Here is a 15,613-nt window from a genome sequence, read left to right as displayed (position 1 = left end):
AGGTCTTATTTCTCTACAGAACAATCACCCATTTCTTCGGGCATTTTACCGCACATACCGCAAGCCTCACCGCTCTTATTAAGAAAAGGACTTTGACTGGCACAGGTACCAGCAAACTTACCGTCTTTTTTTGCCCAGATTTTAATTGCAATACCTGCTACTGATAGTGCAAGAAGGGCTAGTGTTATTAATAGTAACTCCATGACAAATATTTTGCACAAAGATACAGAAAGGCATTAGGAAGTAAAAGTTTTTTAAAAGAAGGAAAGTCCTTAGTTATTGTCAAAATTTATGATAGCAACTTCATTTGCTTGTGTTGCTTCTTTGCTACCGCCCTTAGGCTCAATTGTAATATTAATACTCGCCATACGCTCCTCATAAGGAATTTCTACAAGGTTGTCTTTTGTAACCTTAAGAATATCTAGAGGAACTAATGTCCCATCTACAGATGCCCACATCTGGTACACTTGCTCGTCTGGAAGCTCAGGCAACGTATTTACGTGTATGTATGAACGCTGCTCCAGCTCGTTAACATAAGCAACAGCCTCTAACCGCTGTGCACGCACATTACCTTGTAAAATATACTTCTGGGTTGATGTATTATTGAGAATCATAAATTGCTCCTCTACAGATTGTAACATCTCTCTGTTTGAAACAATATCATCATTTAAGTTTTCAAGTAGGTTTGATGTAAACCTCCTATCGTCTAGTAACTCTTGATTTTGGTTATAAATCATAATGGCAACTAGCCCAAAAAATGCTGCTATCATACATGCGGTAATTGCAAGAATAGGTAAAGCACGTTTAGGTTTAGTTCTTGCTACATTTACGATAGTAGAACGTAATTCCTCAGGAACTTTTACGGCATATGATACCGCGTAGTTCTCAAGGTTTTCTTGTAATTCTATATACGTTTGCTTCACCTCAGGATACTTATCTATATAGTGCTCAGCTTCCTGAGACTCTATAGGCGATGTAGCTCCCATAAGGTAACGCTCTAATAAATCGCTCTCTAAAAATTGTGAAACTCTATCACTCATAACGTACTGATCATAAAAAATAATACTCCAAATAGTTTACGCATTTCTCGCAGGCCTATTTTTAACCTAGACTTTACGGTACCTAACGGTATGTTCAACTCTTCGCTTGCCTCTTGCTGGGTCATTCCTTGAAAAAACAAAGCATCAATTACAACTCTGTACTTATCTTCAAGTCCATTTGCGTGTTCTTGAATATCCATATGCTCTATTGCCAGCGAGGTAGACTGTAAATGATATACGTTTGAATCGTCCGTTTGGACTTCTTTATTCATTTTTCTTTTACGACTACGCACCTTGTCTATAGCCGTGTTTTGAACTACTCTAAAAAGCCAGGTAAACAGACGCGCTTTATCAGCATCATATTTATGTGCGTTTTTCCAAATTTTGACAAATGATTCTTGCAATACGTCTTGAGCAAGCTCCTCATCGTGGGTCACTTTAATCGCAACACCATACAGAGCATCTGCATAGTTGTCATATAATAACCCTATAGCACGCTCATCTCCAGCTTTAAGGAGTTCTACAATATGTTTTTCGACAAATGTCTTCAAAAAGTATGTTTTTCTTGAATTAACAAAATCTTAAGAATACAATTCCATCCCGCACTTCAAGTTAGTGCGTATTATTAAGAAAGGAAAAGATTTTACTATAAACTCTGTAAACAACGTATTATTATGAAACCCAAAAATATAATTTTAATTGCAGTAATCTCATTCTTTTCTCTGAGCAGTTATGCACAATCGGACATCGCAGATATTATCTTACATTCTGAAAATCACACAACCTTTACTGCAGCAATAAAAGCAGCAAATCTTGTTTCTACCCTCAAAGAAAAAGGTCCATATACCATATTTGCCCCTACCAATGAAGCATTTGACAAACTTGAGCAAGGAAAACTACAATTCCTCCTACAGTCAGAAAATAAAGCTACACTATCTACTACGCTTACCTATCATATAATACCAGCCTATCTCACCGCAACTAATATTGTTAACCAAATAACAATAGGAGACGGAACCTTTAAAATGACAACTGTTGCTGGCAATATTCTCACAGCCTCTATTAAAGGTGGTGATGTACTACTCACAGACAGTTTAGGGAATACTGCAAAAATCATTGCTACAGATTTGAAAGGTTCTAACGGCATCATCCACGTGATTGACGGAGTATTGATGCCTAGAAATTAGAATTGCCTCAAGTCTAGTTTAGTTGAGAAAGCCCCATGCGAGTGGGGCTTTTTTTTTACGCTTTCGCGAAAAAGGGATAGACTACAAAACGTAGAAATAGAAAAAGAGCAGCCATTGAGCTGCTCTTTCTTTATTCGAGAACTACCTTCTTATCTAATTTTTTTTGGGCTTAAATCACATTCACCTCTGGAACAATCTTTATCCCAAATATTTCATTAACGGCTGCTTGAATTTTCATAGCAACTCCCCAGACTTCTGCTCCAGTTGCACTCCCATGATTAACTAATACAAGCGCTTGCTTATCATGCACACCCGCATCTCCAAATCTTTTCCCTTTAAAACCAGCTTGCTCGATAAGCCATCCAGCAGGAACCTTGATTTGCTCATCACCTATCGGGTAAAAAGGTATTTCGGTATGCTCTTTTCTGAGTTCGGTAAACTGAACTTGAGAGATTACTGGGTTTTTAAAAAATGACCCGCTATTTCCTATCTTTTTAGGATCTGGCAACTTAGACTGGCGTATTGCAATCACAGCGTTTGAGATATCTACTAAGGTTGGGTTTGTTATTTCTTTCGCTTTAAGCGTGTCATAAATAGCACCGTACTCTGTATTTATTTTATGATTCCTTTTTGTGAGTTTAAAAGTGACCGAGGTTATTACATATTGATCCTTGAGCTCATTTTTAAAAATAGAATCTCTATATCCAAAAGCACAATCTTCAAGTGTAAAAACACGCTCTTGTTGTGTAGCTCTATGCACTGCCTCACATGAGTAAAAAGTATCTTTTAATTCTACTCCGTAAGCACCTATATTCTGGATAGGTGATGTTCCCACATTACCCGGAATAAGGGATAGATTTTCAACGCCTCCTAGGTTATTGTTTACACAGTACAATACAAACTCATGCCAGTTTTCTCCTCCAGCTACCTTAAGCAAGATTTCATCTTCAGTAAATGACTCATTTACCACTGCAATACTCTTAAGGTCACAATGAATCACTAGCCTATCGACATCTTGAGTGAGAAGCATATTACTCCCTCCACCTATTACAAAAGGATTGGGATATGCTTCATTTGCAAGCAATTCTTTTAAGCTATCAATAGAAGAAACGCTCGCAAAATAGCGAGCGTTTACATCTATACCAAAGGTATTATACTTCTTAAGCGATACGTTTTCTTGTACCTGCATTAATCTTGATATTGCTCTAATGCTACTTTAAGAATCTCTACAGCATCTTTTAAGTGGTTTTCTTCTAGAACATAAGCGATACGCACTTGGTTAAGACCTACGTTTTCACTACTGTAAAATCCAGCTGCTGGAGCTACCATTATTGTTCTTCCATCTAAGTCAAAAGACTCTAGTAACCACTGTGCAAAAGCATCTGCATTTTTTATTGGAAGCTCTGCAATACAGTAAAATGCTCCTTTAGGCTTTGCTACTTTTACTCCCGGTATAGCTTCTAGTCCCGCTACAAGAATATCTCTACGAGACACATACTCTTCAATCACATCGTCAAAATAACTTTGCGGAGTATCTAATGCTGCCTCAGATGCAATTTGTGCAAATGTAGGCGGACTTAAACGTGCTTGTGCAAACTTCATAGCAGTACTCATAAGTTCTTTATTACGACTTACAATACACCCTATACGAGCTCCACACATAGAAAAACGCTTTGATACAGAATCTATCATAATAGCATGATTATCTATATCTCGTTCTTTCATTACTGAGTGATGCTGGTGACCATCGTAGGCAAACTCACGATACACCTCGTCTGCTATAAGAAATAGATCGTGCTTTTTAACTAACTCTGCTAATTGACGTATTTCTTCTTGAGAATATAAATATCCCGTTGGGTTGCCAGGATTACAAATAACGATTGCCTTTGTCTTGTCAGATATCAATTTTTCAAAATCTGAAATAGGAGGTAATGCAAATCCCTCCTCTAGTGTAGATATAACAGGAACTACTGTCACACCACTCGCAGTTGCAAATCCATTATAGTTTGCATAAAAGGGTTCTGGAATAATAATTTCATCACCTGGGTCTGTTACACTTCCCATTGCAAATAGTAATGCTTCAGATCCTCCTGTAGAGATAATTATATCTTCAGAGGTAACATCAATACCATGATTACTGTAATAAGAAGCAAGTTTATCTCTGTAAGATTGAAATCCTGCACTATGGCTATAAGCCAGCACTTCTAGGTCATTATTTTTTACCGCATCAAGTGCTACTTTTGGTGTCTTAATATCTGGTTGACCAATGTTAAGTTGGTGAATTTTTATTCCTCGTGCTTTGGCCGCATCGGCAAATGGTACGAGTTTACGTATAGGCGATTGAGGCATTGCGAGCCCCTTCTTTGATATTGCTGGCATAATGTATTTTTCTTTATACAAAAATGCGGAATTTATTGGTGTTTTTAAAGCGTGTGCAAGGGTATTTTGCTTTCGCGAAAGCGCATAAAAAAAGACCGCCATTACGACAGTCTTTTATACTAGTTATGTTAACTGATTATTGACCAGCTTCTGGCTTTACAGTCCCTTTAATTTTGAGACTTTGAGGTACTTCTGAGGCATTAGAATAAACGGTTATTGTTCTTCTAATAGGACCTTCTCGATTAGTATCATATTTTACTTCTATCTCACCTTTCTCTCCTGGCTGGATAGGACTTTCTGGTTTCTTAGGTATTGTACATCCACAAGTAGAGTATACGCGAGCAACAATAAGCACGTCATTTCCAGTGTTTGTAAATGTAAATTTACGCACACCATCTGCTCCATATGCTATCTCGCCATAATCTATAACTTCTGAATCAAAGGTGATTTCAGCTTTTTTCTCTTGTGCTTGAACGCTCACTACTAAAAGCATAGCGACAAATAAAAATAGAACCTTTTTCATAATATTTAATGTTTGAGGGATTTCAAATGTAACTACAAATTGAACACCTGCCAAGAATGATATTAACATTAACATGGTATGTTACCATATACACGTGCCAAAAATAGCACTTAGTCTACACAATAATCCTACTGTTATCCCTACTTTTGCCTTCTTTAAGTCAATAATTAGACCAAACTATGAGTATAGCATCAAAATATGATTCTACCCAAGTAGAAGATAAGTGGTACAGCTACTGGATGGAACACAACTACTTCCATTCTACACCAGACAATAGAGAACCGTATACAATCGTGATACCTCCTCCTAACGTAACTGGCGTCTTACACATGGGACATATGCTCAACAACACGATTCAAGACGTTTTAGTGCGTCGCGCTCGACTGTTAGGAAAAAATGCTTGCTGGGTGCCTGGAACAGATCACGCTTCTATTGCTACAGAAGCAAAGGTAGTTGCACGTCTTAAAGAACAAGGAATAAAAAAATCCGATCTTACTCGTGAGGAGTTTCTTGCGCATGCATGGGAGTGGAAAGAAGAATATGGTGGCGTAATCCTCGATCAGCTTAAAAAGCTCGGAGCTTCCTGTGACTGGGAGCGTACTGCCTTTACAATGGATCCAGCAATGTCTGAGTCTGTTATAAAGACCTTTGTAGATCTTTATGACAAAGGACTTATATACCGTGGCTACCGCATGGTAAACTGGGATCCAGAAGCAAAAACTACACTTTCTGACGAGGAAGTAATACATGAAGAGCGCCAAGGACTTCTATATTACCTTAACTACAAACTAGAAGGCTCTGATGAAACATTAACGATTGCCACTACACGTCCAGAAACTATTTTTGGCGATACTGCTATATGCATTAACCCTACAGACGAACGCTTTGCGCACCTTAAGGGTAAGAAAGCAATTGTACCTATAAGTGGTCGTGTGATTCCTATTATAGAAGATGAATATGTAGATCTTGATTTTGGAACAGGATGCCTCAAGGTGACTCCTGCACACGACGAGAATGACAAAATGCTGGGCGATAAACATAAGCTAGAAGTAATAGACATCTTTAATGATGACGCTTCACTTAACAGCTTTGGACTTCACTACGAAGGTCAAGATCGTTTTGAATGTCGTAAGAATATCAAAAAAGAACTTGAAGAAATAGGTGCTCTAGTAAAAACAGAGAACCACATTAATAAAGTAGGAACATCAGAGCGCACAAAAGCCGTAGTAGAGCCTAGACTATCTGACCAGTGGTTCCTTAAAATGGAGGAGCTAGTAAAACCAGCTATAAAAGCTGTGCTTGAAACTGGCGAGGTAAAATTATTTCCTAAGAAGTTTGAAAACACCTACCGTCACTGGATGGAGAATATACGTGACTGGAATATCTCTCGACAACTTTGGTGGGGACAGCAAATTCCTGCTTACTTCTATGGAGAGGGAAAAGAGGATTTTGTAGTTGCCGAATCTGTTGAGGATGCTGTTACGCTTTCGCGAAAGCGTACCGGAAACGATTCCCTCACTGTCGAAGATTTACGTCAAGACGAAGATGCTATGGACACTTGGTTCAGCTCTTGGTTATGGCCTATGAGCGTTTTTGACGGAGTGCGCAATCCAGACAACGAGGAGTTTAACTACTACTACCCTACTAATGATCTTGTGACAGGACCAGATATTTTATTCTTCTGGGTAGCGCGTATGATTATCGCTGGATATGAGTACACAGATAAAAGACCTTTCCAAAATGTTTACCTAACCGGTTTAGTACGTGACAAGCAGCGTCGCAAGATGTCTAAGTCACTAGGTAACTCACCAGACGCGCTAGAGCTCATAAAAGAGTACGGAGCAGATGGCGTGCGTGTAGGATTACTATTAAGTAGTGCTGCCGGTAATGACCTTATGTTTGATGAAGATCTTCTTAAACAAGGAAAAGGGTTTATCAAAAAAAATTTAAGCGCCTTTAGTCTCATACAAGGATGGGAGATAGACGAGACTATACCACAACCTGCACATAGCGCCCAAGGTATTGAGTGGTATACAAACCGCTTTAACCAAACACTTCTCGAGATAGAAGATCACTTCTCAAAGTACCGCATCTCAGACGCCCTAATGGCGAGTTATAAAGTTGTATGGAATGACTTCTGTGGGTGGTTATTAGAGATTGTAAAACCAGCATACCAACAACCTATAGATCGTAAGACGTATGATGCAGTAATTGCAGCATTTGAAAACAACCTACGTATTCTTCATCCTTTTATTCCTTTTGCATCTGAAGAGATCTGGCAGACTATCGCTACTCGTTCTCCAGAAGAAGCGCTAATTATTAATAAATGGCCAGAAGGAGGCGAAGTAAACGAGCAAATCATTGCAGATTTTGACTACGCAACACAAGTTGTTTCAGGAATAAGAACGATAAGAAAAAGCAAAAACATTGCTTTTAAAGATCAGATAGAATTACATATTTTAAGCAACGAGAAAGCATCATCAGACTATGATGGCATCATCTCAAAGCTAGGTAATGTGAGTGAGATTGCTTTCGCGAAAGCACCACTAGACGGAGCACTTTCCTTTAGGGTAAAATCTAACGAGTACTTCATACCTCTCGCAGGAGCTATAGACGTAGAGGCAGAAGTTGCAAAAATTGAAGAAGAACTTCAATACACAAAAGGATTCTTGATGTCAGTTTCAAAAAAGCTATCTAATGAGCGCTTTGTAAGCAACGCACCAGAGAAGGTGGTCGCTATCGAAAAACAAAAAATGGCAGATGCCGAAGCAAAAATAGAAGCGCTAGAAAAGCGTCTTGCTAGTTTGACATAGACTTTCAAATACCTATTATAACAACAAAGGCGCAGATATTATCTGCGCCTTTGTTATTTTATGTAATCCCATAGAAGGTTTTACAAATATTTATTTGCAGCTTCGATATAGGCTTCCTTTGCTTCTCGCGTAGTCATAGACTTAACTTGCAGCAATGCATTAATCTTAAAGGCACTCACAAGCTCGTGCTCGCCTTCATTGTTACTAAATGTATTCTTTTGCGTAGCTTGCTTATACAATGCATAAAATTGCAAAAGTACATCAGGTGGAAATTCTTGCTTAGAGTTACTTACCCTACGGAAGGCTTCTTCAAATTTTTCATGAAGCACCTTCTTATCCATTATATTGATGCTATTATCGATTGCGCTCCTTTTACTACGTCGTTAAGTTTTACATCTAATTTTGTTCCTAAAGGAAGATATAAATCTACACGAGAACCAAAACGTATAAAACCACTATCGTCTCCCTGCACTACCATCTGCCCTTCTTCTGCATAATTGATAATGCGCTTAGCAAGAGCTCCAGCAATCTGACGATAAAGAACGTCACCAAACTTTTCTGTGCTTACCACTACGGTTGTACGTTCATTCTCTGTACTTGATTTAGGATGCCAAGCTACTAGGTATTTACCTGGATGATACTTGCTGTAAGCAATACGTCCTCCACCTGGATAACGAGTTACATGCACATTAAGTGGAGACATAAAAACAGAAACCTGAAGACGTTTATCTTTAAAATACTCTGCCTCATACACCTCTTCAATAACAACTACTTTACCATCTACAGGAGAGGTAAGCACATTTGCATCATTAGGCGCAGTGCGCTCAGGATTTCTAAAAAACTGAAGTACTAAATATAATAGCACACCTAATACGATGGCTATTAAATAAAACAACCAGTTTTTATCTAAAAACCTATTAGCAACTAATATAAGTCCCGTAAAAATAACGAGTGATATTACTATAATTTTATATCCTTCTTTATGGAACATAGTCAAGTACAATTAAAAATAAGTATAAAAATGGTGCAGCAAATACAATACTATCGAGCCTATCATAAAGACCACCGTGACCTGGCATAATACGACCACTGTCTTTCACCCCAGCTTGACGCTTAAGTTGTGACTGAATTAAATCTCCTAGCGTACCAAATATTGATGTTACTACAGCTATGGTTAACCAGAGCTTTAAACTAAGGAGATCTGTAAAAAAGTAAAATAATAGACTAGCTAAACAGCAAAACACTAGTCCCCCAACAAACCCTTCTACGGTTTTGTTAGGAGAAATACGCTCTAGCAATTTATGCTTTCCTATACTCTTACCCACTATAAATGCAAAGGTATCATTTATCCATATAAGAGCAAATACACTAGCCACCAGCAAAGACGTATATTCCCCCTTATATGACGGAAGTAGTATTGTAAATACGACTCCCCCTATTATATAAAATATGGTGTAGGCATACTTTTGAGTAACTGTAATATATCGCTCTGAAGGCCTAATAAGATTTTTAATGAGATAGAGGTTTACTGTAATCGTAAGCGCTAGAAAAACCAATGTTGCACTTCTATCTAACTTCAAGTAACACAAAACAACTACACAAGCTAGTAGCAAAACATAAGAAAGCAATGACTTTATTTCAATCAGTTTAAGAAACTCATATAATACCACCACTCCTAATCCTAGGAATACAATTAAATATGTAGTCTCTAATGAGAATATAGCAAGCAACAACAATGTCACATAGAGCAATCCTGAAAGCCCTCTAATAATTATTTCTCGCATATTAAAGATCTTCTAGCAATAATAAGTAGAGATTCTTTGTACTACTTCCATAGGTCATAAAATCTTTATCATCTTCTTTTGACTCAAAATTCTTAATTGTAGTAATATTAGTAGGAATACTTCCAGAATTTCTATTTTTTATGAGTCTTAATCCCTCTCCTATTGTGTTTACTATTTGACTAGTGGTACCGAAGACGATAATATTTTTAGGTAAGTCGTGTAACTTAATTTCCTTTAATTGTTTCGAACAAACTAATAGGGAGCCATCATTTGCCACAAGACTCTCGCAGGTAGTAAGGAAAAATGAAGCTTCTTTATTTGTTCCAAAATTCAGATTATACCCTTTGAAGTTATCTATAAGATTATCATCAGTACAGTAAACATTTTCCTCGTACCAATCATTTTCTAACAAAATATTGTCAAAATTATCATTAATCTCATCTTGATTAAGAGCATACAAAAAGCGCCCTCCATTTATGATAAAGTTTTTCGTGAAACGCTCGTCTGCTGGAGTATTAATATCCGGCATATATTTACTGCGCACTTCACCTTCTTTATTGCTATGGGGGCTATCTGATTTAGATGTATTTCCAAAGATTTTTCTAAATAGACTCATCAATAGATTTGCTCAACGCTTGGTGTATTATTCAAATATAAAAAATCTTGACTGAACCGTAGGTACAATCAAGATTTTTTGAGGGTTTCTCCCTTAATGGCTTAGTCTGTGACTAAACTAGTGGTTTAATTTCAGAATCTTCAGAAGCTTCTTCAATTTCTTCTGGTCCGAAAGCTCTTTTTCCAAAAATCTCTTCTAGATTATCTTTAAAAATCACTTCTTTATCAAGAAGATACTCCGCTAATTGCGTAAGCTTATCTTTTTCTTTAGTAAGTAAATCAACAGCTCTCTGATATTGACCCTCAATTATATTAGAGATCTCCTTATCAATTATTTCCGCTGTCTGCTCACTATAGGGCTTAGTAAAACCATTATCTGATTGTCCTGACGAATCATAATAGGTAAGATTACCTACTTTATCATTTAATCCATAAACAGTAACCATCATTCTAGCCTGCTTAGTTACTTTCTCAAGATCACTTAAAGCTCCAGTGGATATCTTGTTAAAGATTACCTTTTCTGCTGCTCTACCTCCCAAGGCAGCACACATTTCGTCTAGCATTTGTTCTGGACGAACGATAAGACGCTCTTCAGGCAAATACCAAGCCGCTCCTAATGATTGCCCACGAGGAACAATAGTCACTTTTACAAGTGGTGCAGCATGCTCTAGCATCCAACTCACTGTAGCGTGTCCTGCTTCATGAAAAGCAATTGCGCGCTTCTCGTCTGGTGTGATAATTTTATTTTTCTTTTCAAGTCCTCCCACAATACGATCTACCGCATCTAAGAAATCTTGTTTACCTACTGCTTTGCTTCCTTTACGAGCAGCAATAAGTGCAGCTTCGTTACACATGTTTGCTATATCTGCTCCAGAAAAACCTGGAGTTTGCTTTGCAAGAAAATCAACATCAAGCTCATCATCTACCTTTTTTAGTGGACGAAGGTGAACTTCAAAAATCTCTTTACGCTCACGCACATCTGGAAGATCTACATAAATTTGACGATCAAATCGACCTGCACGCATTAAAGCTTTATCAAGAACGTCTGCTCTGTTTGTAGCAGCGAGCACTATCACATTTGTATTAGTACCAAAACCATCCATCTCAGTTAGAAGTTGGTTAAGTGTATTCTCACGCTCATCATTACCTCCAGAAAAATTATTTTTTCCACGAGCACGACCTATTGCATCGATCTCATCTATAAATATTATAGCTGGAGATTTTTCTTTTGCTTGTTTGAATAAATCACGCACACGTGAAGCTCCGACACCTACAAACATCTCAACAAAGTCTGATCCTGACAGTGAAAAGAAAGGCACTTTTGCTTCTCCTGCAACTGCCTTTGCAAGTAATGTTTTACCCGTCCCTGGTTGCCCTACTAATAGTGCGCCCTTAGGAATCTTACCTCCTAAACTTGTATATTTTTCAGGATTCTTCAAGAAATCTACAATCTCTTGTATTTCTTCTTTTGCTCCTTCAAGTCCTGCAACGTCTTTAAATGTAGTTTTAACATCTGTTTTCTCGTCAAATAATTTAGCTTTTGACTTACCTATGTTAAAAATCTGACCTCCAGGACCGCCTCCTCCACCAGAAGACATGCGTCTCATGATGAAAATCCAAAGTCCTATAATAAGTATAAAAGGAAGAAAACTAGCAACGAGTCCCCACATATCACCTTCTGTCTCATAAGAAACTCTAGTGTCTAGATTGTTTTCATCAATCGTAGTGTTGATATCATTTTCAAAATTCTGTAAATCTCCTATCTCAAAACGATAATCCGGAGCACCTGCAGAGGGCTTTAAAAAACCAGTGGCACGCCCTTTATTATGGATCTCTTTTGTTTCTGCTTCTTTAGTAAGATAAACCTTTACAGAGTTTTTATTTACAATTTCTACACGTGCAACATCACCAGCTTCAAGGTATTCTTCAAATTGATAAAGAGAAGTCTTTTGTGCTTCACCTAATCCAGAACTACCAGTAAGCATACTGATTGCAATAAATATTATAACTATTAAACCGTATATCCAGTAAGAACTAAACTTAGGTTTATTAGGCGGAGTACCGCCTGAATTTTTTTCTTCTTTAGCCATTTAATCTTTTTTTTAATAATCTGATGGGATTGTAATAATCTTTGCGTCACCCCAAAGACTTTCTATATCATAGAATTCACGTATGTGCTTTTGAAAAACATGAACAACTACATTAACGTAGTCCATGAGCACCCATTCTTGATTTTCCATACCCTCTATATGCCATGCTTTTTCTTGCAAAGCCTTACTAGCAGTTTTTTGTATGGAACTTACGATAGCTCCCACTTGCGTGTTTGATGTTCCATCACATATGATAAAATAATCACAAACCGTATTTTCTATATCTCTAAGGTCCAGTATATCAATATTCTGTCCCTTCACATCTTCAATTCCCTCGACAATCTTAGCAATTAATTGATCTGTATTCTTTTCCTTATTTACCATTAAATTCTTTAATTTACACAAAGTTATTACAAATTTACGTTACTCTGCGGTCTTAACACAAGTTTAGACTGGGTGTTTTACATATGCGCATAGACAAACTTCATACCATTGACTCGACTAATGATTACCTCAAACGTATTTCCAAAGAAGAAAACGCAGAGGAAGACATCGTAGTCTGGGCATTAGAACAAACCGCTGGACGAGGACAAATGGGCACTCAATGGCAAACAGAGAGTGGTAAAAACCTAACTTTCAGCGTCTTTAGAAAAGTAAAGCGAATTACCATTGATGAACAATTTTATGCCCTTATGGCAGCTTCCCTTGCTGTTAAAGATGTGTTATCTCAACTTCTAATAAAAAATGTTCGTGTCAAATGGCCAAACGACATATTGACAGATAACGACAAAATATGCGGCATACTTATAGAGAGTGTCATAAAAGGCGGGCAACTTGACGCAATGATCTTAGGTGTAGGACTTAATGTTAATCAGACACAGTGGGAGAATGTACCTCGCGCCACCTCTATAAAATCAAGAACTGGAATTCATTTTGAGTTAGAAGAAATTTTATCGCTACTACTCAAGAGATTTCATCACTATGTTGACCTACTTCTCAAAGGAGAGTTCAACACCATCAAAAATGATTATGAAGCTCACTTATTTAAAAAAGACAAGCCTGCTACTTTTCTTTCGGTAGATGAACGTCAGTTTGTTGGGATAATCAAAGGTGTTTCAGAGTCTGGAAAACTTCTGCTTCAAGAAGAAAACGATGTAGTAAATGAATACGATCTTAAGGAAATTCAATTGTTATATTAAGAGTACGCTTTCGCGAAAGCGTAACAACCCACAATTCATTATTTAGTATCTTTGTAACGCTATAAAAAATGCTATGCAAGAAGAACTCACTATTACTAAGCCAGAGCGCGTCGCAAAGCCAAAATGGCTTCGCGTAAAACTACCTACTGGTAAGAAATATAAAGACCTACGTAGTCTAGTAGACAAATACAGTCTTAATACGATATGTACCTCTGGAAGTTGCCCAAATATGGGTGAATGCTGGAGTGAAGGTACCGCAACATTTATGATTCTCGGGAACACATGTACTCGTTCTTGTGGATTTTGTGGTGTAAAAACGGGTCGTCCAGAGCAAGTAGATTGGGAAGAACCAGAAAAAGTTGCTCGATCTATTAAATTAATGGACATTAAGCACGCAGTGATCACTTCTGTAGATCGCGATGACCTCAAGGATATGGGAACTATAATTTGGGCAGAAACTGTACAAGCTATACGACGCATGAATCCAAATACAACTCTAGAAACTCTTATTCCTGATTTTCAAGGTAGAGAAGATTTACTGGATCGTATTGTGACTGTAGCACCAGAAGTGGTGTCTCACAACATGGAAACTGTAAAACGTCTTACTCGTGAAGTGCGTATACAAGCAAAATATGAACGTAGTCTTGGAATTTTAAAATATTTAAAAGACAGCGGCATTAAGCGTACAAAGTCTGGTATTATGCTAGGTTTAGGTGAAACTGAAGAAGAAGTAATTCAAACTTTGAAGGACTTACGATCTGTTAATTTAGATATCGTAACAATAGGTCAGTACTTACAACCTTCAAAAAAACACCTTCCTGTAAAACAATTTATCACTCCAGATCAGTTTCAGAAATATGAGAAGATTGGTTTAGAAATGGGATTCCGTCATGTGGAGAGTGGTGCACTCGTGCGCTCTTCTTACAAAGCACAGAAACACCTTACATAAAAGCATGACTACACTTAAGATTGCTATCAACGGTTTTGGCCGCATAGGGCGTACTGTGTTTAGACTTATTGAAGAGCATCCTGCAATGGAAGTAGTCGCAATTAATGATCTAGCAGACGCCCGCACTTTATCTCATCTACTCAAATACGATAGTATTCAAGGTGTTCTTAAAAAAGAGGTGTCACATAGTGAGGATACTATCATTATAGACGGTAAAATTATCCCGCTATATAATGAGCGCGAGATAAACAATATCCCTTGGAATGTTACATCTCCAGATATAGTTATAGAAAGTACGGGTAAATTTAAAACTAGAATTGATCTTGAAAAACATATAAGTGCTGGCGCAGCTAAAGTAATTTTAAGTGTGCCGCCACTTGACGAAGACATACCCATGATCGTTATGGGAGTAAATGATCATGAAATAAAAGACAGCGACACTATTATTTCAAACGCATCATGTACTACAAATAATGCTGCACCTATGGTGCAAATTATAGACGAATTGTGTGGTGTGGAGCAAGCCTACATAACTACAATACACTCTTACACAACAGATCAAAGTTTACATGATCAACCGCACCGCGATTTAAGAAGAGCACGGGCGGCAGGACAAAGTATTGTACCTACTACCACTGGAGCAGCCAAAGCCTTAACAAGTATCTTTCCTCATCTCTCTGATGTAATAGGTGGTTGTGGAATACGAGTACCAGTTCCAAATGGATCTCTCACGGATATTACATTCAATGTAAAAAGAGACACCTCAATTATCAAAATTAATGAAGCTATGCGCAAAGCATCATTAGGAAGATTTAAAGGTATTATATCTTATACAGAAGATCCCATAGTATCAATAGACATTGTAGGAAATCCCTACTCATGCACTTTTGATTCACAAATGACATCTGTTATAGGTAAGATGGTGAAAATTATAGGCTGGTATGATAACGAAATGGGATATTCTAGCAGAATAGTTGACTTAATACTACGGATTTCTACAAAATAATATATATTGCAGTTGAATAATCAGAATT

17 protein-coding genes are annotated in these 15,613 nt (G+C 37.5%); 5 read left to right on the top strand and 12 right to left on the bottom strand.

Annotation, left to right across the window (positions count from 1 at the left end):
- Nucleotides 1-5: 5 nt before the first annotated feature.
- The 3 genes from KRODI_RS08965 to KRODI_RS08955 all read right to left on the bottom strand — a co-directional run bounded on the left by KRODI_RS08965 (nucleotide 6) and on the right by KRODI_RS08955 (nucleotide 1,591).
- Nucleotides 6-203, bottom strand: coding sequence for a hypothetical protein (locus KRODI_RS08965; RefSeq protein ID WP_013751282.1), 198 nt, complete (start codon nucleotides 201-203; stop codon nucleotides 6-8).
- Between the two features lie 69 nt (nucleotides 204-272).
- Nucleotides 273-1,040, bottom strand: a complete 768-nt coding sequence (locus KRODI_RS08960; protein ID WP_013751281.1) for an anti-sigma factor domain-containing protein — start codon at nucleotides 1,038-1,040, stop codon at nucleotides 273-275.
- On the bottom strand, nucleotides 1,037-1,591 hold the full coding sequence (locus KRODI_RS08955) for an RNA polymerase sigma factor (RefSeq protein ID WP_013751280.1): 555 nt from the start codon (nucleotides 1,589-1,591) through the stop codon (nucleotides 1,037-1,039). The genes KRODI_RS08960 and KRODI_RS08955 overlap by 4 nt, the downstream gene beginning before the upstream one ends.
- Nucleotides 1,592-1,714: 123 nt before the next feature.
- On the opposite strand from KRODI_RS08955, the gene KRODI_RS08950 reads away from it, so the two are divergent.
- Complete coding sequence (locus KRODI_RS08950) at nucleotides 1,715-2,227, top strand: fasciclin domain-containing protein (RefSeq protein ID WP_013751279.1); 513 nt, start codon at nucleotides 1,715-1,717, stop codon at nucleotides 2,225-2,227.
- 169 nt (nucleotides 2,228-2,396) lie between these two features.
- On the opposite strand, the gene murB is transcribed toward KRODI_RS08950, so the two are convergent.
- From murB to KRODI_RS08935, 3 genes are all read right to left on the bottom strand, one after another.
- The gene (murB, locus tag KRODI_RS08945) at nucleotides 2,397-3,416 is read right to left on the bottom strand and encodes a UDP-N-acetylmuramate dehydrogenase (protein WP_013751278.1); all 1,020 of its coding nucleotides are present in this window, start codon (nucleotides 3,414-3,416) and stop codon (nucleotides 2,397-2,399) included.
- Nucleotides 3,416-4,606, bottom strand: coding sequence for a pyridoxal phosphate-dependent aminotransferase (locus KRODI_RS08940; protein ID WP_041295873.1), 1,191 nt, complete (start codon nucleotides 4,604-4,606; stop codon nucleotides 3,416-3,418). Before KRODI_RS08940 ends, murB begins: the two co-directional genes overlap by 1 nt.
- A gap of 136 nt (nucleotides 4,607-4,742) precedes the next feature.
- Nucleotides 4,743-5,129 carry a DUF1573 domain-containing protein gene (locus KRODI_RS08935; protein ID WP_041295666.1) on the bottom strand — a complete coding sequence of 129 codons (387 nt, stop codon included), beginning with the start codon at nucleotides 5,127-5,129 and terminating at the stop codon, nucleotides 4,743-4,745.
- 179 nt (nucleotides 5,130-5,308) lie between these two features.
- Here KRODI_RS08935 and KRODI_RS08930 point away from each other — a divergent pair, with 179 nt between their 5' ends.
- Nucleotides 5,309-7,942: a valine--tRNA ligase gene (locus KRODI_RS08930; RefSeq protein ID WP_013751275.1), complete on the top strand. Its 2,634-nt coding sequence runs from the start codon at nucleotides 5,309-5,311 to the stop codon at nucleotides 7,940-7,942.
- A gap of 80 nt (nucleotides 7,943-8,022) precedes the next feature.
- Here KRODI_RS08930 and KRODI_RS08925 read toward each other — a convergent pair whose 3' ends face one another.
- The 6 genes from KRODI_RS08925 to rsfS form a co-directional block, all read right to left on the bottom strand.
- The gene (locus tag KRODI_RS08925) at nucleotides 8,023-8,283 is read right to left on the bottom strand and encodes an acyl-CoA-binding protein (RefSeq protein WP_013751274.1); all 261 of its coding nucleotides are present in this window, start codon (nucleotides 8,281-8,283) and stop codon (nucleotides 8,023-8,025) included.
- Entirely contained in the window at nucleotides 8,283-8,933 is a 651-nt protein-coding gene (locus tag KRODI_RS08920) for a phosphatidylserine decarboxylase family protein (protein WP_013751273.1), read from the bottom strand. The genes KRODI_RS08925 and KRODI_RS08920 overlap by 1 nt, the downstream gene beginning before the upstream one ends.
- Nucleotides 8,923-9,726 (bottom strand): phosphatidate cytidylyltransferase, encoded by an 804-nt coding sequence (locus tag KRODI_RS08915; protein WP_013751272.1) that lies wholly within the window; start codon nucleotides 9,724-9,726, stop codon nucleotides 8,923-8,925. Before KRODI_RS08915 ends, KRODI_RS08920 begins: the two co-directional genes overlap by 11 nt.
- 1 nt (nucleotide 9,727) lies before the next feature.
- On the bottom strand, nucleotides 9,728-10,342 hold the full coding sequence (locus tag KRODI_RS08910; RefSeq protein ID WP_013751271.1) for an LUD domain-containing protein: 615 nt from the start codon (nucleotides 10,340-10,342) through the stop codon (nucleotides 9,728-9,730).
- A gap of 112 nt (nucleotides 10,343-10,454) precedes the next feature.
- Nucleotides 10,455-12,431 (bottom strand): ATP-dependent zinc metalloprotease FtsH, encoded by a 1,977-nt coding sequence (ftsH, locus tag KRODI_RS08905; RefSeq protein ID WP_013751270.1) that lies wholly within the window; start codon nucleotides 12,429-12,431, stop codon nucleotides 10,455-10,457.
- Between the two features lie 12 nt (nucleotides 12,432-12,443).
- Entirely contained in the window at nucleotides 12,444-12,815 is a 372-nt protein-coding gene (gene rsfS, locus KRODI_RS08900; protein ID WP_013751269.1) for a ribosome silencing factor, read from the bottom strand.
- A gap of 83 nt (nucleotides 12,816-12,898) precedes the next feature.
- Here rsfS and KRODI_RS08895 point away from each other — a divergent pair, with 83 nt between their 5' ends.
- The 3 genes from KRODI_RS08895 (at nucleotide 12,899) to gap (ending at nucleotide 15,585) form a co-directional block, all read left to right on the top strand.
- Complete coding sequence (locus tag KRODI_RS08895) at nucleotides 12,899-13,630, top strand: biotin--[acetyl-CoA-carboxylase] ligase (RefSeq protein ID WP_013751268.1); 732 nt, start codon at nucleotides 12,899-12,901, stop codon at nucleotides 13,628-13,630.
- 73 nt (nucleotides 13,631-13,703) lie between these two features.
- The gene (gene lipA / locus KRODI_RS08890) at nucleotides 13,704-14,579 is read left to right on the top strand and encodes a lipoyl synthase (protein WP_013751267.1); all 876 of its coding nucleotides are present in this window, start codon (nucleotides 13,704-13,706) and stop codon (nucleotides 14,577-14,579) included.
- A 4-nt stretch (nucleotides 14,580-14,583) separates the two neighbouring features.
- A complete protein-coding gene (gene gap / locus KRODI_RS08885) occupies nucleotides 14,584-15,585 on the top strand; it encodes a type I glyceraldehyde-3-phosphate dehydrogenase (RefSeq protein WP_013751266.1) in 1,002 nt (333 codons plus the stop codon).
- Nucleotides 15,586-15,613: the final 28 nt, after the last annotated feature.

The organism is Dokdonia sp. 4H-3-7-5 (assembly GCF_000212355.1).
GTDB lineage: Bacteria > Bacteroidota > Bacteroidia > Flavobacteriales > Flavobacteriaceae > Dokdonia.
The sequence above is the reverse complement of the archived record's forward strand: the minus strand, read 5'-3'. Positions and strand labels throughout refer to the sequence as shown.